The 19,389-nt window shown below is 57.9% G+C and carries 11 protein-coding genes, 2 tRNA genes and 1 pseudogene; 6 read left to right on the forward strand and 8 right to left on the reverse strand.

Translation table 11 applies throughout. From position 1 onward, the window contains the following. Positions 1-48: 48 nt before the first annotated feature. Positions 49-918 (reverse strand): enoyl-ACP reductase, encoded by an 870-nt coding sequence (locus tag ACESTR_RS08935; RefSeq protein ID WP_309458739.1) that lies wholly within the window; start codon positions 916-918, stop codon positions 49-51. Positions 919-1,109: 191 nt separating this feature from the next. Here ACESTR_RS08935 and ACESTR_RS08940 point away from each other — a divergent pair, with 191 nt between their 5' ends. Then, positions 1,110-3,071, forward strand: a complete 1,962-nt coding sequence (locus tag ACESTR_RS08940) for a DEAD/DEAH box helicase (protein ID WP_302576093.1) — start codon at positions 1,110-1,112, stop codon at positions 3,069-3,071. Positions 3,072-3,173: 102 nt separating this feature from the next. On the opposite strand, the gene ACESTR_RS08945 is transcribed toward ACESTR_RS08940, so the two are convergent. Further along, positions 3,174-3,261: transfer RNA gene (locus ACESTR_RS08945), tRNA-Ser, on the reverse strand. 158 nt (positions 3,262-3,419) lie between these two features. Between ACESTR_RS08945 and ACESTR_RS08950 the strand changes: the two are divergent. The 5 genes and pseudogenes from ACESTR_RS08950 to ACESTR_RS08970 form a co-directional block, all read left to right on the forward strand. Further along, positions 3,420-3,689 (forward strand): annotated as a pseudogene (locus tag ACESTR_RS08950) (HU family DNA-binding protein); the annotation flags it as partial. A 31-nt stretch (positions 3,690-3,720) separates the two neighbouring features. Further along, positions 3,721-4,917 (forward strand): pyridoxal phosphate-dependent aminotransferase, encoded by a 1,197-nt coding sequence (locus tag ACESTR_RS08955; RefSeq protein ID WP_009596435.1) that lies wholly within the window; start codon positions 3,721-3,723, stop codon positions 4,915-4,917. A gap of 226 nt (positions 4,918-5,143) precedes the next feature. Continuing rightward, positions 5,144-6,610, forward strand: coding sequence for an OmpP1/FadL family transporter (locus ACESTR_RS08960; protein WP_022043431.1), 1,467 nt, complete (start codon positions 5,144-5,146; stop codon positions 6,608-6,610). 176 nt (positions 6,611-6,786) lie between these two features. After that, positions 6,787-6,858 (forward strand) — tRNA-Arg (locus ACESTR_RS08965). Positions 6,859-7,154: 296 nt separating this feature from the next. Beyond that, positions 7,155-8,360: an L-serine ammonia-lyase, iron-sulfur-dependent, subunit alpha gene (locus tag ACESTR_RS08970; protein ID WP_130062488.1), complete on the forward strand. Its 1,206-nt coding sequence runs from the start codon at positions 7,155-7,157 to the stop codon at positions 8,358-8,360. Positions 8,361-8,877: 517 nt separating this feature from the next. On the opposite strand, the gene rpoC is transcribed toward ACESTR_RS08970, so the two are convergent. The 6 genes from rpoC to rplK all read right to left on the reverse strand — a co-directional run bounded on the left by rpoC (position 8,878) and on the right by rplK (position 19,385). After that, positions 8,878-13,137 carry a DNA-directed RNA polymerase subunit beta' gene (gene rpoC / locus ACESTR_RS08975; RefSeq protein WP_195559518.1) on the reverse strand — a complete coding sequence of 1,420 codons (4,260 nt, stop codon included), beginning with the start codon at positions 13,135-13,137 and terminating at the stop codon, positions 8,878-8,880. 36 nt (positions 13,138-13,173) lie between these two features. After that, a complete protein-coding gene (gene rpoB / locus ACESTR_RS08980; protein ID WP_195559517.1) occupies positions 13,174-17,034 on the reverse strand; it encodes a DNA-directed RNA polymerase subunit beta in 3,861 nt (1,286 codons plus the stop codon). A gap of 244 nt (positions 17,035-17,278) precedes the next feature. Beyond that, complete coding sequence (gene rplL, locus ACESTR_RS08985; RefSeq protein ID WP_009596324.1) at positions 17,279-17,656, reverse strand: 50S ribosomal protein L7/L12; 378 nt, start codon at positions 17,654-17,656, stop codon at positions 17,279-17,281. Positions 17,657-17,697: 41 nt separating this feature from the next. Then, positions 17,698-18,222, reverse strand: coding sequence for a 50S ribosomal protein L10 (gene rplJ / locus ACESTR_RS08990; protein ID WP_009596430.1), 525 nt, complete (start codon positions 18,220-18,222; stop codon positions 17,698-17,700). Positions 18,223-18,239: 17 nt separating this feature from the next. Further along, positions 18,240-18,938, reverse strand: coding sequence for a 50S ribosomal protein L1 (gene rplA / locus ACESTR_RS08995; RefSeq protein ID WP_195289993.1), 699 nt, complete (start codon positions 18,936-18,938; stop codon positions 18,240-18,242). A 6-nt stretch (positions 18,939-18,944) separates the two neighbouring features. After that, positions 18,945-19,385: a 50S ribosomal protein L11 gene (gene rplK, locus ACESTR_RS09000; protein ID WP_009596474.1), complete on the reverse strand. Its 441-nt coding sequence runs from the start codon at positions 19,383-19,385 to the stop codon at positions 18,945-18,947. Between the last annotated feature and the right edge of the window lie 4 nt (positions 19,386-19,389).

The raw sequence follows: 19,389 nt of genomic DNA on the forward strand, positions 1-19,389 counted from the left end.
GAAAGTTCGAGACTTTCCCCCTTTTTTTATTCCAATCTTTTCCGCCGGTTATTTTTCGCCATCGCCGAACGGATAGTGATTCTGGTGCACGTCGTCGAAACGAAGTCCCTTCTCGTAGGTCTTCATGGCGCGGCGGCTCATACCCATCGACGAGAAACCGCCGTCGTGGTAGAGGTTCTGCATCGTCACCTTGCGCGTGAGGTCCGAGAAGAGCGTCAGCACATAGTCGGCGCAGTCCTCCGCCGAAGCGTTGCCCAGCGGCGACATGTTCTCGGCGAACTCCATCAGGTCGCCCAGTCCCAGCACGCCGCTTCCGGCGGTCGTCGGGGTCGGCGACTGCGATACGGTATTGATGCGCACGTGCTTCTCACGGCCGTAGATATAGCCGAAACTGCGCGCGATCGACTCCAGCAACGCCTTGGCGTCCGCCATGTCGTTGTAGCCGTAAAGCGTACGCTGCGCGGCGATATAGCTCAGCGCCACGATCGAACCCCAGTCGTTGATGGCGTCCTTGCGGCGTGCCACCTGAATCGCCTTGTGGAACGAAATGGCCGAAATATCGAGCGTCTTCGAGAGATAATCGTAATCCAGATCGTCGTACGTGCGGCCCTTGCGGACGTTTGGCGACATGCCGATCGAGTGGAGCATGAAGTCGAACTTGCCCCCGAAATGTTCCATCGTCTTGTCGATCAGATTCTCCAGATCCTCGACGCTCGTGGCGTCGGCCGGAACGACGATCGTATTGCATTTTTCAGCCAGCCGGCCGATTGTACCCATGCGAATAGATACGGCAGTATTCGTGAGGACGATTTCGGCACCCTCTTCAACGGTGCGTTCCGCCACTTTCCATGCGATCGACTGCTCGTTGAGTGCTCCGAAAATAAGGCCCTTCTTGCCTTTCAATAAATTGTATGCCATCCTATTTAGATTAAAAATTCGGGCAAATATACGAAAAATATTTCAATCGACCGCGCCGACCGCCCGGATCGGGTATAAATCGGCTGTATCCCGGCAAACGCCCGCCGCCGGACTTTCATCTTTTTTCGCGCGCCGCAGTATCTATCTGCTTTATTTATCGTACCTTTGCCCCCCCCGATTAAAATATGCACATGACCATTACAGACGATTTCAGCGCACTGGGGCTTTCCGAGCAGATGCTCACCGCAGTCCGCGCCAAGGGATTCGAGACGCCCACCGCAATCCAGAAGCTCACAATCCCCCACCTGCTTACCAAAACCAACGACATCATAGCCCAGTCGCAGACCGGTACGGGTAAAACCGCGGCCTACGGCCTGCCGATACTCCAGTCACTCGAACCCGCCCGCGGACCGGTTCAGGCCATTATCCTCGTGCCGACGCGCGAACTGGCGCTGCAGGCCGCCGAGGAGTTGCTCTCCTACAACCGCGAAAAACGGCTCTCGATCACCGCCATCTACGGCGGCGCCGCAATGAGCGAACAGCTGCGCCGGCTCGCCAAAGGCGTCGATATCGTCGTCGGCACGCCGGGCCGCGTGCGGGACCACATCCGCCGCGGCACGCTGAAACTCGAAAACGTCCGTTACCTCGTACTGGACGAAGCCGACGAAATGCTCAACATGGGCTTCGTGGAGGACGTCGAGGAGATCATGAGCCACACCAGCGAGGAGCGGCGCGTGCTGCTCTTCTCGGCGACGATGCCCGAACGCATCATCCGGCTTTCGAAAACCTACATGCGCGACACGGAGATCGTGCGCGTCGAGAACAAGCAGCTCACGACCGACCTCACCGAGCAGATCTACTTCGAGGTGCGAGAAGCCGACAAGTTCGACGCCCTGACCCGCATCATCGACGTCGAGCCCGAATTCTACGGCATCATCTTCGCCCGCACCAAGATCGGGGCCGACGAAACCGCATCGCGGCTCGCCGCCCGCGGCTATGCCGCCGAGGTGCTGCACGGCGACGTCTCGCAGGCCCAGCGCGAAAAGATACTCCGCAAGTTCCGCGACCGCTCGGTCAATATCCTCGTCGCCACCGACGTGGCGGCGCGCGGCATCGACGTGGGCAATCTGACCCACGTCATCAACTACTCGCTGCCGCAGGACTCCGAGAGCTACGTGCACCGCATCGGCCGCACGGGCCGCGCCGGCAAGCAGGGCACGGCCATCACCTTCGTCTCGCCCTCCGAATTCCGGGGACTGAACAACCTGATGCGCGACATCAAGGTCGAGATCAAGCGCGAAACCCTCCCCTCGCCGCAGGACATCGTCGAGATGAAACGGCTGAAGATCAAGGATGAGATGCAGGAGATCGTCGAAAACGAAAGTTACGACGGATACCGGGAGTTCGCCGAAGAACTGCTGGCCGAATACACGCCCGACGTGGCGCTGGGCGCCCTATTGCGTCTGGCGTTCCGCAGCGAACTCGACCAGAGCAACTACCCCGAAATCCGTTCGTTCTCGGTGGACCGCAAAGGCACGGCGCGGCTGTTCCTCGCCGTGGGCAGACGCGACGGCTACACGGCGCGCAAGCTGGTCGATATGCTCAAGTTCAAGTGCGCCCTGCGCGACAAATACATCAACGACGTCCAGATCTCGGACAACTTCTCGTTCGTGAGCGTGCCGTTCCACGATGCCGAAGAGATCGTCCGCAAGCTCAACCGCTTGAACCGGGGCCGCCGGCCGATAGCCGAAATCGCCCGCGACGGCGAGGAAGCCGCAGCCCGCAAACCCCGGCGCGCGAAAACGGCCGACGCCGGCGGAGAGGAATACGCTCCGGCCCCGAAAAAATCCGTCCGCAGGGAGAAACCGGCCGCCCCGGCACAAACCGCCCCGGCTGCCGGCGACGAATCCGCCGCGCCGCGCCGCAAGCTCAAAACCAAGATCCAAACCGAACCCCGTCCGGAAATCCCCGATTTCAGCAAAATGTCGAACGAAGGTTTCGACTGGTCGGCCTTCATGAAATTCGACGACGGCACGGCATGGGGCCGCGACGAGAACGGCAAAGGCAAGGGCACCAAAAGCGTCCGCAAGACACCCAAACGGACCGTCACGGCCGCCCAGCGAATCGCCGCCAAAGGCAAGAAACGCAAATAACCGCAATAGAACAAGCCCCGGAATCCGGGGCTTGTTCATCCCCCCCCCTCCGAATTGAAACATATAAAAAAAGAGTGCAACCTAAATTGTCGCACTCTTCCTTGGCGGAAAGAGAGGGATTCGAACCCCCGGAGCCTCGCAGCTCAACGGTTTTCAAGACCGCCGCAATCGACCACTCTGCCATCTTTCCGGGGACAAAAGTAGCACGGATTTTCCATTCTGCCAAATCTTTATCCCGTTTATTCCCGACGGAGGGCGGCAAAGTTCCAATTCCGCACTATAATTTTTGACTTTTAGGAAAATTGCATATCTTTGCCAATAGGTTAGGAAGAGACGCAACTTTCACACTCAAATAATATGAACAAAGCGCAGTTGGTCGAGGCTATCGCTCTCGATGCGAACATTTCGAAAATCGACGCGCGCAAAGCCGTCGATGCCATTATCCGGGTGACCGTACAGTCGCTCCGCGAAGGGGAGCGTCTTACCCTCACGGGTCTCGGAACGTTCAGCGTGCAGCAGAAAGCCGCGCGCATAGGCCGCAATCCCCGCACGGGTGCGGCCGTGAAGATCCCGCCCCGCAAGGCCGTCAAATTCCGTCCGACGATCGAGCTTGAATAGTCTCCTGCGTCATTCAAAAACCTTTTCACGCATGCCCGAAATCTCACAACGCGCCGAGCTGATGCCGGCATCTCCGATACGCAAACTCGTTCCGCTGGCGGAAGCCGCCCGGTCGCGGGGAATCAGAATCTACCACCTCAACATCGGCCAGCCCGATCTGCCGTCGCCCCAGACGGGACTCGCAGCGTTGAAGAAGATCGACCGCAAAGTACTCGAATACAGCCCCAGCGACGGTTACCGGTCGCTCCGCGAAAAGCTGGCGGGCTACTACCAGCAATACCAGATCAAACTTTCGCCCGAAGAGATCATCGTCACCACGGGAGGTTCCGAAGCGGTGTTGTTCGCCTTCATGTCGTGCCTGAACCCCGGCGACGAAATCATCGTGCCCGAACCGGCCTACGCCAACTATATGGCTTTCGCCATCTCGGCGGGCGCCGTGATCCGTCCGGTCGTCTCGTCGATCGAACAGGGTTTTGCGCTGCCCGACGTCGCGGAGTTCGAAAAACTGATCAACGAGCGCACGCGCGGCATCCTGATCTGCAACCCCAACAACCCCACGGGCTACCTCTACACCCGCAAGGAGATGGAGCGCATCCGCGATCTGGTGAAGAAATACGATCTTTTCCTCTTCTCCGACGAGGTTTATCGCGAGTTCATCTATACCGGTTCGCCCTATATTTCGGCCTGCCACCTCGAAGGCGTCGAACAGAACGTCGTGCTGATCGACTCGGTGTCGAAACGCTACTCCGAATGCGGCATCCGCATCGGCGCGCTCATCACCAAGAACAAAAAACTGCGCGACGCGGTGATGAAATTCTGTCAGGCGCGGCTCTCGCCGCCGCTGATCGGCCAGATCGTCGCCGAAGCTTCGATCGACGCTCCGCGCTCCTACAGCACCGAAGTCTACGAAGAGTATATCGAACGCCGCAAGTGCCTGATCGACGGTCTCAACCGCATTCCGGGCGTTTATTCGCCGATTCCGATGGGCGCCTTCTACACCGTGGCGCGGCTCCCGGTCGAAGACAGCGACGACTTCTGCGCATGGTGTCTTTCGGATTTCGAATACGAGGGAGAGACCGTCATGCTCGCCCCGGCTTCGGGCTTCTACTCCGACCCGACCCGCGGCCGCAACGAGGTCCGCATCGCCTATGTCCTCAAGAAAGAGGACCTCGAACGCTCGCTGCTCATTCTGGGCAAAGCGCTCGAAGCGTACAACAACCGGAAATAATCCGGCATGGAACGAAGACTCAGGTGCGGCATGACACATGCCGCACTTTTTTCATGCGGCAGCGCATCCCCCGCCCCACCCGTCCTTTCGGCCAATCCTATACCATTCAGGTCAATTTTCAGGAATTTTAGGCCAAAAAGTTTGGGCAGCGGGAATAGTTTTTATACTTTTGCCCTCGATTTTTCGCACTCCGCAGTGCGGACAGTATAAACCAAACCAATACGTTATGAAAAAAATCTTCCTACTTCTGGCCGCCGCTGCCGCCGCCTCCGGAGCATACGCCGAAGGATATCAGGTGAACAACCTCTCCTCGAAGCAGAACGGTATGGGCCATGTGGGTACAGCCATGAAACTCAACTCCGAATCGATCTGGTTCAACCCCGCCGCCGCTTCGTTTCAGGACTCCGAGTTCGACATTTCGGTCGGCATCACGGGTATCGCTTCGAAGGCTACCTATACGTCGCTCCCCGACTATACGGGCAAGACCAAACCGCAGCACTACACCTCGGACAACAGCATAGCCACTCCGCTTTACGCCTACTTCAACTACAAACCCCTCGACTGGATGTCGGTCGGTCTGGCCTTCAACACGCCGTTCGGCTCCTCGATGGACTGGGGCAACAACTGGCCGGGAGCACAGCTCGTGCAGTCGATCAATCTCAAGGCATACAACGTCCAGCCGACCGTCTCGTTCAAACTCTGCGAGCACCTCTCCGTCGGCGGCGGTCTGATGATGACGTGGGGTAAATTCGACCTTTCGCGTTCGCTGCTGCCTATCGGTCCGGACAACGCACAGAACAAGGCGCTCATGGGCGCATTGCAAATGCTCAATCCGCAAATGCCCAACCTCTTCGAAATGGCCGGGGACAAAAATCTGATGTCGCTGGGCCTCGAAGGCAAAGCCAAGATGGCCGTCGGCGTCAACCTCGGCATGATGTGGGACATCAACGAACAGTGGTCGCTGGGCTTCACCTACCGTTCGAAACTCAAAATGAAGGTGGATTCGGGTTCGATCGACCTGCGTATGATCGACAACGCCCAGATCGCTCAGGAAATCGGCCAGCTCCTGCCCCAGCTGGGTCTCGACCCCGCCAAACTCACGTCGGCCGTCGTGAAGACCGAACTGCCCCTGCCGGCGTCGCTGACGTGGGGCGTCAGCTTCCGCCCCGTTCCGAAGTGGGAATTCGCCGTCGATCTGCAATATGTGCTCTGGAGCGCCTACGACCAGCTCGACGTCCGGATTCTCGACCCCGACAGCAATACTCCCGTGCTGAACATTCCGGTCAGCGACAAGAAATACTCCAATACGCTGGCGTTCCGTTTCGGCGGCCAGTACCACGCTCTCGACTGGCTGACGGCCCGCATGGGTATGTACGTGGACGAAAGCCCCGTGCGCAGCGACTACCTCAATCCCGAAACCCCGTCGATGACCAAGCTCGCCTATACGGCCGGCGTCACCTTCCGCCCGATCAAATGGATGAACATCGACATCGCCTACGGCTATGTCAATTCGGCCGATCCGGAGCGCACGGGTTCCTATCCCTACACCAATTCGGTGCTGGGCATCGTGAACGAAAAACTGACGGCGGCAGGCGTTCCCGAAAGCCAGCTCACCAGCCCGATCGCCGATTTTTCGGGTAATTACACCGCCCGCGCCCACACGTTCTCGATCGGCGTAGGTTTCAGTTTCTAAAAACGGGAAAAATTATTATCTTTGCGGTGCGCTTCATCGGAGGTGCACCGCTTTTTTCAGGGTCTCATAGTTCAAGGGATAGAACGAGGGTTTCCTAACCTTGGGGCAGAGCGAGATAAAACATTCGCGCGAAATTATATACGACTTTTTCGCCGGATTATATAGAGCAGTTGTAAGCCTTTGTAGTTCAACGGATAGAACGGCGGTTTCCTAAACCGCAAATCCGGGTTCGATTCCCGGCGAGGGTACAAGAAGCGACGGAAAATTCCGTCGCTTCGTTCACTTTAGCACACTTCGTTTGTATATTTGCCCGCAAGAGTTGTCAAATAGTTGTCAAAAAACCGCGCCATGCCAACCACATTCAAACCCGCCGGGCAGGCCTCCGATCTCTTCAAATCTCTTTCGGGAAGAGAAAATTCCGACATTTACATTATCTTTGGGGCGGATAAACCTCCGCTTAGACAGGCGGGCGTCCCGGTACGGTTCGAATAAATTCGTCTCTGCCCCCGGCCTGCACTGTCTTTGCCCCGAAAACAACGATACGATGGAATCACTCAAGGAGTTGTACAAAATAGGCAACGGCCCGTCGAGCAGCCACACGATGGGGCCCAAGAAAGCCGCCGAACGTTTCGCCGAACGCTGTCACGATGCGGACGCCTACCGCGTGACGCTGTACGGGTCGTTGGCTGCCACCGGCAAAGGCCACCTTACCGACACCGCGATCCTCTCGGTGCTGGAACCTCTCGCTCCAACCGAAATCGTTTGGAAACCGGAGGTCGTGCTGCCCTTCCACCCCAACGGCATGCTGTTCGAAGGGCTGAAGGCAGGCAATGTCACGGACAGCTGGACCATCTACAGCATCGGCGGAGGTGCGCTGGCAAACGAGACGTCGCGTCTCGAAACGCCGCACAGCATCTACCCGCTGACTACCGTCAGCGAGATCAAAGCGTGGTGCAGCCACGAAGGCAAGACTTACTGGGAATACGTAACCGACTGCGAAGGTCCCGAAATCTGGGATTACCTCGACGAGATATGGACCGTGATGTGCGAGACGATCCAGCGCGGCCTGAACAACGACGGCGTACTGCCCGGAGGGCTTAAAGTCGCCCGCAAAGCCAGCACCTACTGGGTCAAATCGAAGAGCTACACCGACTCGCTGAAATCCCGCGCCCAGATTTACGCCTATGCGCTGGCGACTTCGGAGGAGAACGCTTCCGGCGGCACCGTCGTAACGGCCCCGACGTGCGGCTCGTGCGGCGTCGTCCCGGCGGTGCTCTACCATCTGGCCAATTCGCGCAACTTCCTGCGCATCCGCATCCTGCGGGCGCTGGCCACGGCGGGACTCTTCGGCAACGTCGCCAAGACCAACGCTTCGATTTCGGGCGCCGAAGTCGGCTGTCAGGGCGAGGTCGGCGTGGCCTGCGCCATGGCTGCCGCCGCGGCCTGCCAGTTGTTCGGCGGCACGCCTGCGCAGATCGAATACGCCGCGGAGATGGGACTCGAACACCATCTGGGATTGACCTGCGACCCCGTCTGCGGACTTGTGCAGGTCCCCTGCATCGAACGCAACGCGATCGCCGCGGCCAGAGCCTTCGACGCCAACGCCTACGCCACGCTCTCCGACGGTTCGCATATGGTCAGTTTCGACAAGGTCGTGGAGGTGATGAACGAAACCGGCCACAACCTGCCGAGTCTCTACCGCGAAACATCGACCGGAGGTCTCGCCAAGCGTTACAACGACAAAAAATAACCCGGACAGGCTCTCCCCGGCGGGAACCCGCAGTTTTTGCGGGCCGGGATTCGCATGGGTCCGCGTCAGCCGCCCGGCGTCATCGTATGAAAATAACGATCCGGCCTGCGGTATCACAGGGCAGCAACGCCGACATCCCGGCCTGCGCATCCTCTCCACTCCTCGCACTCTTTTTCGGCAGTTCCGGTCTGCCAGCTCTCTTGGCAGGTTTTCGCCGGTCCCGTAAGTTCGAACAGCGCCAAGCACGCTTCGCTGCAGCGTACAGGGTTTTCAGCTATTCGCAGCAACTCCGTCAGCGGTCATCTCCGCTTGCGCCGAAACACCCGGTTTGGGGCGGCCAACGCATCCGACCGATAAGAAAACAGCCAGCCAAGCCGCCGGGATTATGAACCATTTCGATTTACGCATAATTATCGGGACAGTGACGTGATAAAGACAATGAAATAATCCGGACACGGTAAAAAAGAAGCCGTTCCTTCTGGAACGGCTTCTTTCGAATCGTATATATAACGTAGGTTTACTGCGCCTGCTGAAGCGATTCCAGCTCGGCTTTCGAACCGACCACGAGGTTGTCGTACTCGCGCAGACCCGTACCGCCGGGGATCAGATGACCGCAGATGACGTTCTCCTTGAGGTTCTCCAGCGGATCGACCTTCGCTTGGATGGCAGCTTCGTTGAGCACCTTGGTGGTCTCTTGGAACGATGCGGCCGAGATGAAGCTCGAAGTCTGCAGCGCAGCGCGGGTAATACCCTGCAGCACCTGCGTCGAGGTTGCGGGAATAATATCGCGCACCTGCACGGGCTTCATGTCGCGGCGCTTGAGGCTCGAATTCTCGTCGCGGAGCTTGCGCAGCGAAACGATCTGTCCGGGCTGCAGCGACGTCGAATCGCCGGCGTCGGTAACGACCACCTTGTCGTAAAGTTCGTCGTTGACGTCCATGAACTCCCACTTGTCGACGGTCTGGTCCTCGAAGAAACGGGTGTCTCCCGGATCCTCGATCCGCACCTTGTTCATCATCTGGCGGACGATGACCTCGAAGTGCTTGTCGTTGATCTTCACACCCTGCATGCGGTACACCTCCTGCACCTCGTTGACGATGTACTCCTGCACCTTCGTCGGGCCGAGGATATTGAGGATGTCGCTCGGAGTGATGGCGCCGTCCGACAGCGGGCTTCCGGCCTTCACGTAGTCGTTCTCCTGCACGATGATCTGACGCGACAGGGGCACGAGATAACGCTTCATATCGCCCTGTTTCGAGGTGATGATGATCTCACGGTTACCGCGCTTGATCTTGCCGAACGACACCTCGCCGTCGATTTCCGAAACGATGGCGGGGTTCGACGGGTTGCGGGCTTCGAACAGCTCGGTAACACGCGGCAGACCGCCGGTGATGTCGCCGCCCGACTTGCCGACGGCACGCGGGATCTTGATGAGGATATCGCCGGCCTTGATCTTGGCGTTGTCCTTCACCACGACGTGGGCCGAAACGGGCAGGTTGTACTGCTTGACCTCCTCGCCCTCCTTGTTGACGATCTTGATGACGGGGTTCTTGGTCTTGTCCTTCGACTCGGTGACCACCTTCTCCGAAAGTCCGGTCTGCTCGTCGCGCTCATCGCGGTAGGTAACGCCCTCGATGATGTTTTCGTAAACGGCGCGGCCCTCGTACTCCGAAATAATAACGGCGTTGTAGGGGTCCCACTCGCAGATCATGTCGCCCTTCTTGACTTCGGCGCCGTCCGCCATGAAGAGCGTCGCGCCGTAAGGCAGGTTGTGCGTATAAAGAACGATTTCGGTCTTGGGATCGACGATGCGGAACTCCGACTGACGCGAGATAACGATGTCAATCGCCTCGCCCATGGCGTTCTTGCCCTTGACGGTGCGCAGCTCGTCGATTTCCAGACGGCCTTCGTATTTCGAAACGACATTGGTCTCGACGGCCGTACCGCCGGCCACACCGCCGACGTGGAACGTACGGAGCGTAAGCTGCGTACCCGGCTCGCCGATCGACTGAGCGGCGATCACGCCGACCACTTCGCCCTTCTGCACCATGCGGGCAGTGGCAAGGTTGCGGCCGTAGCATTTGGCGCATACGCCGCGGCGCGCCTCGCAGGTCAGCACCGAGCGGATCTCGACCGACTCCAGCGGCGACTTCTCGATCGCTTCGGCGATCGACTCGGTAATCTCCTCGCCGGCCTTGCAGATCACTTCGCCCGTAAGCGGATGGATCACGTCGTTCAGGGCCGTACGGCCGAGAATGCGGTCGTAGAGGGTCTGCACGACGTCGTCGTTGCGCTTGATGGCCGTAGCCGTCAGGCCGCGGAGCGTACCGCAGTCCTCTTCGTTGATAATCACGTCCTGCGCAACGTCCACCAGACGACGGGTCAGATAACCTGCGTCGGCGGTCTTAAGCGCGGTATCGGCAAGACCCTTACGGGCACCGTGCGTCGAAATGAAGTACTCCAGCACCGAAAGTCCCTCCTTGAAGTTCGAGAGGATCGGGTTCTCGATGACCTGCTGACCGCCCTCGACGCCCGACTTCTGCGGCTTGGCCATAAGACCGCGCATACCGCTCAGCTGACGAATCTGCTCCTTCGAACCACGGGCGCCGGAGTCGAGCATCATGTATACCGGGTTGAAACCGTCGTCGTCCTTGATCAGCGTGTCGATCACGACCTTCGTGAGCTTGGTATTGATGTTCGTCCAGACGTCGATGATCTGGTTGTAACGTTCGTTGTTGGTGATCAGACCCATGTTGTAGTCCTCCATGATGGAGTCCGAACGCTCGTAACCCTCCTGCACGAGTTTCTCCTTCTCTTCGGGGATAATCACGGCGTCGAGGTTGAACGACAGACCCCCGCGGAAGGCCATCTGGTAACCCATATGCTTGATATCGTCGAGGAAAGCGGCCACCTTGTCGGCACCGGCCTTCTTCATCACCACGGCGATGATGTCGCGCAGCGAACGCTTCGTGAGGATTTCGTTGATATAACCGACCTCCTTGGGCACCACCTGATTGAAGAGGATGCGGCCGATGGTCGTCTCCTTCAATTCGGTAATCGGATTGCCGTTCTCGTCGATGTCGTCCACCAGACACTTCACGATGGCGTGCAGGTCCGCCTGACGCTCGTTGTAGGCGATGATAGCCTCCTCAGGACCGTAGAATACGCGGCCTTCGCCCTTCACGCCCTTGCGGGGTTTGGTGATGTAGTACAGACCGAGGACCATGTCCTGCGACGGCACGGTGATAGGCGCGCCGTTGGCCGGGTTAAGGACGTTGTGCGAACCGAGCATCAGCAGCTGGGCCTCCAGAATGGCGGCATTGCCCAGCGGCAGGTGCACGGCCATCTGGTCGCCGTCGAAGTCGGCGTTGAACGCCGTACATGCCAGCGGGTGGAGCTGCATTGCCTTGCCCTCGATCAGCTTGGGCTGGAACGCCTGAATACCCAGACGGTGCAGGGTCGGGGCGCGGTTCATCAGCACGGGGTGTCCCTTTATGACATTCTCCAGAATACCCCAGATCACGGGGTCTTTCCGGTCGATGATCTTCTTCGCGGATTTCACCGTCTTCACGATGCCGCGCTCGATGAGCTTGCGGATCACGAACGGCTTGTAAAGCTCGGCCGCCATGTCCTTCGGAATACCCATCTCGTGCATCTTCAGCTCAGGGCCGACGACGATGACCGAACGGGCCGAATAATCGACACGCTTACCCAGCAGGTTCTGACGGAAACGTCCCTGCTTGCCCTTGAGCGAATCCGACAGCGACTTGAGCGGACGGTTCGACTCGTTCTTCACGGCGTTGCTCTTGCGCGAGTTGTCGAACAGCGAATCGACGGCCTCCTGCAGCATGCGCTTCTCGTTGCGCAGAATCACCTCCGGAGCCTTGATCTCGATGAGCCGCTTCAGACGGTTGTTGCGGATGATGACACGACGGTAGAGGTCGTTCAGGTCCGACGTGGCGAAACGGCCGCCGTCCAGCGGCACCAGCGGACGCAGTTCGGGCGGAATGACCGGAATGACGTTCAGCACCATCCATTCGGGCTTGTTCTTACCCTCCGACGCGCGGAACGACTCGATGACGTTCAGGCACTTGAGGGCTTCGCTCTTACGCTGCTGCGAAGTCTCGGTCGAAGCTTTGTGACGCAGCGCGTAGGACATCGAATCGAGGTCCACGGTCTTCAGAAGCGTGTAGATCGCCTCGGCGCCCATCTGCGCGACAAACTTGTTGGGATCGCTGTCATCCAGCGCCTGATTGCCCTTCGGCAGCGCGGCCAGCACGTCGAGATACTCCTTCTCCGAAAGCGTGGCCAGACGCTCGATGCCCTGCCCGGCGGCGGCGCCGGCGTTGATCACGACGTAACGCTCGTAATAGATGATCGCCTCCAGCTTCTTCGACGGAATACCCAGCAGGTAACCGATCTTCGAGGGCAGCGAACGGAAGTACCAGATGTGAACCACGGGCACGACCAGCGAAATGTGGCCCATACGCTCGCGGCGCACCTTCTTCTCGGTCACCTCCACACCGCAGCGGTCGCAGACGATGCCCTTGTAGCGGATACGCTTGTACTTGCCGCAATGGCATTCGTAGTCCTTGACGGGACCGAAAATGCGTTCGCAGAACAGACCGTCGCGCTCAGGCTTGTAGGTACGATAGTTAATGGTTTCGGGCTTGAGCACCTCACCGCTCGACTGGGCCAAAATCTCCTCAGGGGAGGCCAAGCCAATCGAAATGCGGCTGTAACCATTGTTCGTCTTATTGTCTTTGGAAATTGACATATTTGTTCTTCGTTTTTCTTATCCTCAAATTATACCTTATTCGAGTTTGACCGACAGGGCCAGACCGCGAAGCTCGTGCAGCAGCACGTTCATAGCCTCCGGAATACCCGGCTTGGGCAGGTTCTCGCCCTTGACGATCGCCTCGTAAGCCTTGGCGCGGCCCATCACGTCGTCGGACTTGATGGTCAGGATCTCCTGCAGGATGTTGGCGGCGCCGAAGCCTTCGAGCGCCCAAACCTCCATCTCACCGAAACGCTGGCCGCCGAACTGGGCCTTACCGCCGAGCGGCTGCTGCGTGATGAGCGAGTAGGGACCGATCGAACGGGCGTGCATCTTGTCGTCGATCATGTGGCCGAGCTTGAGCATGTAGATCATGCCCACCGTCGCCGGCTGGTCGAACATTTCGCCCGTGCCGCCGTCGTAGAGGTACGTACGGCCGCTGTGCGGAATACCCGCCTTGGCCGTGTACTCGTTGATCTGGTCGAGCGACGCACCGTCGAAGATCGGCGTTGCGAACTTCAGGCCCAGTTCACGGCCCGCCCATCCGAGCACGGTCTCGTAAATCTGTCCGAGGTTCATTCGCGAAGGCACGCCCAGCGGGTTCAGACAGATATCGACGATCGTACCGTCTTCGAGGAACGGCATGTCCTCGTCGCGCACGATACGGGCTACGATACCCTTGTTGCCGTGGCGTCCTGCCATCTTGTCGCCCACCTTGAGCTTGCGCTTCTTGGCGATGTAGACCTTGGCCATCTGAATGACGCCCGTCTGCGGAAGCTCGTCGCCGTTGGTGATGTTGTACTTCTCACGCTTGATGGCGGCGTCGGCCTTCTTCCATTCGATGGTATAATTGTTAATGGTAGCTTCGATCAGCGCGTCGGTGTGGGCGTCACCCGTCCACTTGCAGGTGCCGAGATTCAGATAACCCATCACCACGCCGGTCTTCTCGTCCGTGGTCTTGCGGGCGATCTCCTCCAGCATCTTCTGCGAGAATTTCGTGCCTGCGGGATAGAGTTCCACGCCGAAGTAGTCGGTGACGCCGGTCGTGGTCTTGCCCTGAAGCAGGGTCCACAACTTGGCCACCAGCCGTTTGGTCAGCTCCGCAATCTCGGCTGCGAACTTCTCGTCGAGTTTCTCGATCTGCACCTTCTCGGCGCTCTTGCCCTTCTTGCCCTCCTTGTTGGCGCGGCTGTAGAGCTTCGTGTCGATCACCACGCCGTGCAGCGAAGGCTGCGCCTTGAGCGAGGCGTCCTTCACGTCGCCGGCCTTGTCGCCGAAGATGGCGCGGAGCAGCTTCTCCTCAGGCGAAGGATCGCTTTCGCCCTTCGGGGTGATCTTGCCGATCAGGATGTCGCCCGGATGCACGTTGGCGCCGATACGGATGATACCGTTCGCGTCGAGGTCCTTGGTAGCGTCCTCGCTCACGTTCGGAATGTCCGAAGTCAGCTCCTCGACACCGCGCTTGGTGTCGCGCACCTCCATGATGTACTCGTCAACGTGCACCGACGTGAAGATGTCCTCACGCTGGATACGCTCCGAAATCACGATGGCGTCCTCGAAGTTGTAACCCTTCCAAGGCATGAACGCCACCTTCAGGTTGCGGCCCAGAGCCAGCTCACCGTGCTGCGTCGAATAGCCTTCGGTAAGGATCTGTCCCTTCACGACCTTGTCGCCCGTCAGTACGATGGGTTTCAGGGTGATGGAAGTATTCTGGTTGGTACGGCGGTAGCGCGGAAGCTCGTATGTGGTCACTTCCGGCTCGAACGACGCCAGAATCTCGTCTTCCGTACGCTCGTACCTGATCTGTATCTTCGTCGCGTCGGCGAAAGTCACTTCGCCGTCGCCTTCGGCCACGATCTGGATGCGGCTGTCAGAGATCATGTCCTTCTCGATGCCCGTGCCGACGATAGGAGCGTCCGTAGTCACCAGAGGCACGGCCTGACGCATCATGTTCGAACCCATCAGGGCGCGGTTGGCGTCATCGTGTTCGAGGAACGGGATAAGGCTCGCGGCGATCGAAGCGATCTGGTTCGGAGCCACGTCCATCAGATTCACCTCCTCGGCGGTAACCACCGGGAAGTCGGCGCCTTCGCGCGCCTTGATACGGTCGGGTTGCAGGAAGTGGCCTTCGTCGTCGATCGGCATGTTCGCCTGCGCGACGATCTTGCCCTCCTCCTCTTCGGCCGAGTAGTAGCGGATGTCGTCGTTGTTCATGTCGATCTGTCCGTTCTCGACCTTCCGGTAGGGAGTCTCGATGAATCCCATCGGCGAAATCTTCGCATAAACGCAGAGCGACGAAATCAGACCGATGTTCGGGCCTTCCGGCGACTCGATCGGGCAGAGACGGCCGTAATGCGTGTAGTGTACGTCTCGCACCTCGAAACCGGCGCGGTCACGCGACAGACCGCCGGGGCCGAGGGCCGACAGACGGCGCTTGTGCGTAATTTCGGCCAGCGGGTTGATCTGGTCCATGAACTGCGAGAGCTGCGAAGTGCCGAAGAACGAGTTGATCACCGAAGACAACGTCTTGGCGTTGATCAGGTCCACCGGCGTAAACACCTCGTTGTCACGCACGTTCATACGCTCGCGGATCGTACGCGCCATACGCACGAAACCTACCGAGAACTGATTCGACAGCTGTTCGCCCACGGTGCGCACGCGGCGGTTCGACAAGTGGTCGATATCGTCCACGTCGGCCTTGGAGTTGATCAGCTGGATCAGGTATTTGATAATGGCGATGATGTCCTCGCGCGTCAACGTGCGAATGGCCGGATCGGTATCCAGATCCAGCTTCTTGTTGATGCGGTAGCGGCCCACGTCGCCCAAGTCGTAGCGCTTGTCCGAGAAGAACAACTTCTCGATGACGTCGCGCGCCGTCGCCTCATCGGGCGGCTCCGAAGCGCGCAGCTGCCTGTAGATGTAAACGACAGCCTCCTTCTCGGAGTTGCAGGGGTCTTTCTGCAGGGTATTGTATATGATCGAGAAGTCGATGCCAGACAGGCTCTCCTTATGCAGGAGGATCGTCTTGGCGCCGCTTTCGAGAATCTGGTCCACATGTTCCTCTTCGAGGACCGTCTCGCGGTCCACGATAACGTTGTTGCGCTCGATGGAAACCACCTCGCCCGTATCCTCGTCCACAAAGTCCTCGACCCACGTCGAAAGCACACGTGCGGCGAGCTTGCGGCCCACGGCCTTCTTGAGGTTGGCCTTCGTGACCTTCACTTCGTCCGCCAGATCGAAGATTTCGAGAATCTGCTGGTCCGCCTCGTAGCCGATGGCGCGCAGCAGCGTGGTGACGGGAAGCTTCTTCTTACGGTCGATGTAGGCATACATCACGTTGTTGATGTCCGTTGCAAATTCGATCCACGAACCCTTGAAAGGAATGATACGCGCCGAATAGAGCTTCGTGCCGTTGGTGTGCATGCTCTGTCCGAAGAACACGCCCGGCGAACGGTGCAGCTGGGATACGATGACACGCTCCGCACCGTTGATGACGAACGTACCGCGTTCGGTCATATAGGGAATCGTACCGAAGTACACATCCTGAACGACGACACCGAAATCTTCGTGCTCGTCGTCCGTGCAGTAAAGCTTGAGTTTGGCTTTCAGGGGAACGCTGTACGTCAGCCCGCGCTCCAGACACTCCTCGATCGAGTAGCGCGGCGGGTCGATATAGTAGTCGATGAACTCCAGAACGAAATTGTTCCGGGTATCCGTAATGGGGAAATTCTCCTGAAACACCTTGTACAGCCCCTCGTTTTTACGATTTTCGGCCGTGGTGTCCATCTGGAAAAAGTCCCGGAATGATTTAAGCTGTACCTCCAGCAGATCGGGATAAGGCACCCGGTTCTTGACTGTCGAAAAGCTAATTCTTTGTTGTGTTTTTGCTGTGGACATCGTAAAATCCAAATTATGTTGAAGTGTAATTCTGGTGGGTTACGCTCCCCCGCGTTGCCGGGTATTTATTATCCCGCCAATGCCCCCGTTTGCAGGCGTATTTCGCCCCGGGAGCATCCTTTCTTCCAAAGAGTGGACACAGCTCCTGCTCGGCACTTCCAGTCTTTAGACCAAGAAAAGGCATAGAGCTTACACGCCGGTAAGCCCTATACCTGAATCGTCTGAAACGACTTAAGCAGCAATGCTACTTAAGCTCAACTTCAGCACCAGCCTCCTCAAGCTGAGCCTTGATCGACTCGGCCTCTTCCTTGGAGACACCCTCTTTAACAGCCTTGGGAGCGCCGTCAACGAGAGCTTTAGCGTCGCCCAGCGAAAGACCGGCGAGGTCCTTAACGACCTTGATAACCTGAAGTTTTGCCTGACCGGCGGTCTTCAGAATCACGTCGAAAGTCGACTTCTCGGCGGCAGCAGCCTCGCCTGCGCCAGCAGCGGGAGCTGCAACGGCAACAGCGGCAGCAGCCGGTTCAATGCCATACTCCTCCTTGAGGATGGTAGCCAATTCGTTTACCTCGGTAACCTTGAGGTTTACCAGTTCTTCAGCAAGTTTCTTTACGTCTGCCATAGTTGTAAGCTTATTAAATTTTGTTTAATTCTTGATTGTGATTAGTTGTTTCTCGATTCGAGCGTCTTCACGATGCCCGCAATCTTTTGGCCTGCATTAGCCTGCAATGCAGAAATAACATTCTTCGCAGGAGACTGGAGCAGTGCGATGATATCGCCGATAAGCTCCTCCTTCGACTTGATGTTACACAGAGCGTCCAGCTGATCGTCGCCCACGTAAACGCATCCTTCGGCGAAAGCCGCCTTCAGAACAGGTTTGTCGGACTTCTTGCGGAATTCCTTGATCAGGACCGCAGGAGCCTTCGCAACGTTGGCGAACATAATCGAGGTCGGACCCTCCAATACTTTTACCAGATCAGCGTCAGCCTTCTCCACCTTCTCCAGCGCCTTGCCCAGCAGCGTGTTCTTCACGACTACCAGTTTGACGTCGTTTTCGAAGCACTTGCGGCGCAGGGCAGCGGTCTGCTCTGCGTCAAGCGCCGCGATGTCGGCGATATAGAAGTGAGGATAAGCTTGGAGCTGCTCGGCAATGGCGTTAATAACGACCAGTTTTTCTTCCTTTGTCATCTCTTCTCTCCTCCTTCTTATTTGGTTTCTACTGATTTGGAATCAATCTGCAAGCCGGGACTCATCGTGGTCGAGAGATAAATACTCTTCACATAAGAACCTTTCGCAGCAGCCGGTTTCAGTTTGAGAATCATGTTCAGCACCTCTTTCGCGTTGTCCACGATCTGCTCGGCCGAGAACGAAACCTTACCTACCGAAGTGTGAATGATACCGAATTTGTCGACCTTGAAGTCGATCTTACCCGATTTCACTTCCTGAACGGCTTTGCCCACCTCCATCGTAACCGTACCGGTCTTGGGGTTAGGCATCAGGCCGCGGGGACCCAGAATACGGCCCAGCGCACCTACCTTGCCCATTACGTTCGGCGTGCAGATGATAACGTCAACGTCGGTCCAGCCGCCCTTGATCTTATCAACAAACTCGTCCAAACCTACGTAATCGGCGCCGGCAGCCTGAGCCTCAGCCTCCTTCTCAGGAGTACAGAGCACCAGCACGCGCACCTGCTTACCCGTACCGTGGGGCAGCGTCACAACGCCGCGGACCATCTGATTGGCCTTGCGGGGATCGACTCCCAGACGCACGTCGATATCAACCGAAGCGTCGAATTTCGTGAACGTAATCTCCTTCAGAAGAGCGGCAGCCTCCGAGAGCTTGTAAGCCTTATTGGCTTCCACCTTGGCGTAGGCGATCTTTTGATTTTTTGTCAACTTACTCATCTTCGATTACATATTAGGAAATTCACCGACGACGTTGATACCCATACTGCGAGCGGTACCAGCGATCATACGCATAGCAGCCTCTAAGGTAAAGCAGTTCATGTCAGGCATTTTGTCCTGAGCGATCTCGCGCACCTGATCCCACGTCACCTGACCGACCTTGTCGCGGTTAGGCTGTGCGGAACCCTTCTGCACTTTGGCTGCTTCCTTGAGCTGAATAGCTACAGGCGGCTGTTTTACAACAAAGTCGAACGACTTATCGCTGTAAACCGTGATGATGACCGGGAGAACCTTCCCTGCCTTGTCCTGGGTACGCGCATTGAACTGCTTACAGAAGTCCATGATATTGACTCCCTTAGAACCCAATGCGGGACCAACCGGGGGCGAAGGATTGGCGGCACCACCTTTGATCTGCAATTTAATAAATGCAGCAACCTCTTTTGCCATAGTT

Origin of the sequence: Alistipes sp. DJF_B185, from assembly GCF_964250025.1 — a bacterium.
Classification (GTDB): Bacteria; Bacteroidota; Bacteroidia; order Bacteroidales; family Rikenellaceae; genus Alistipes; species Alistipes finegoldii.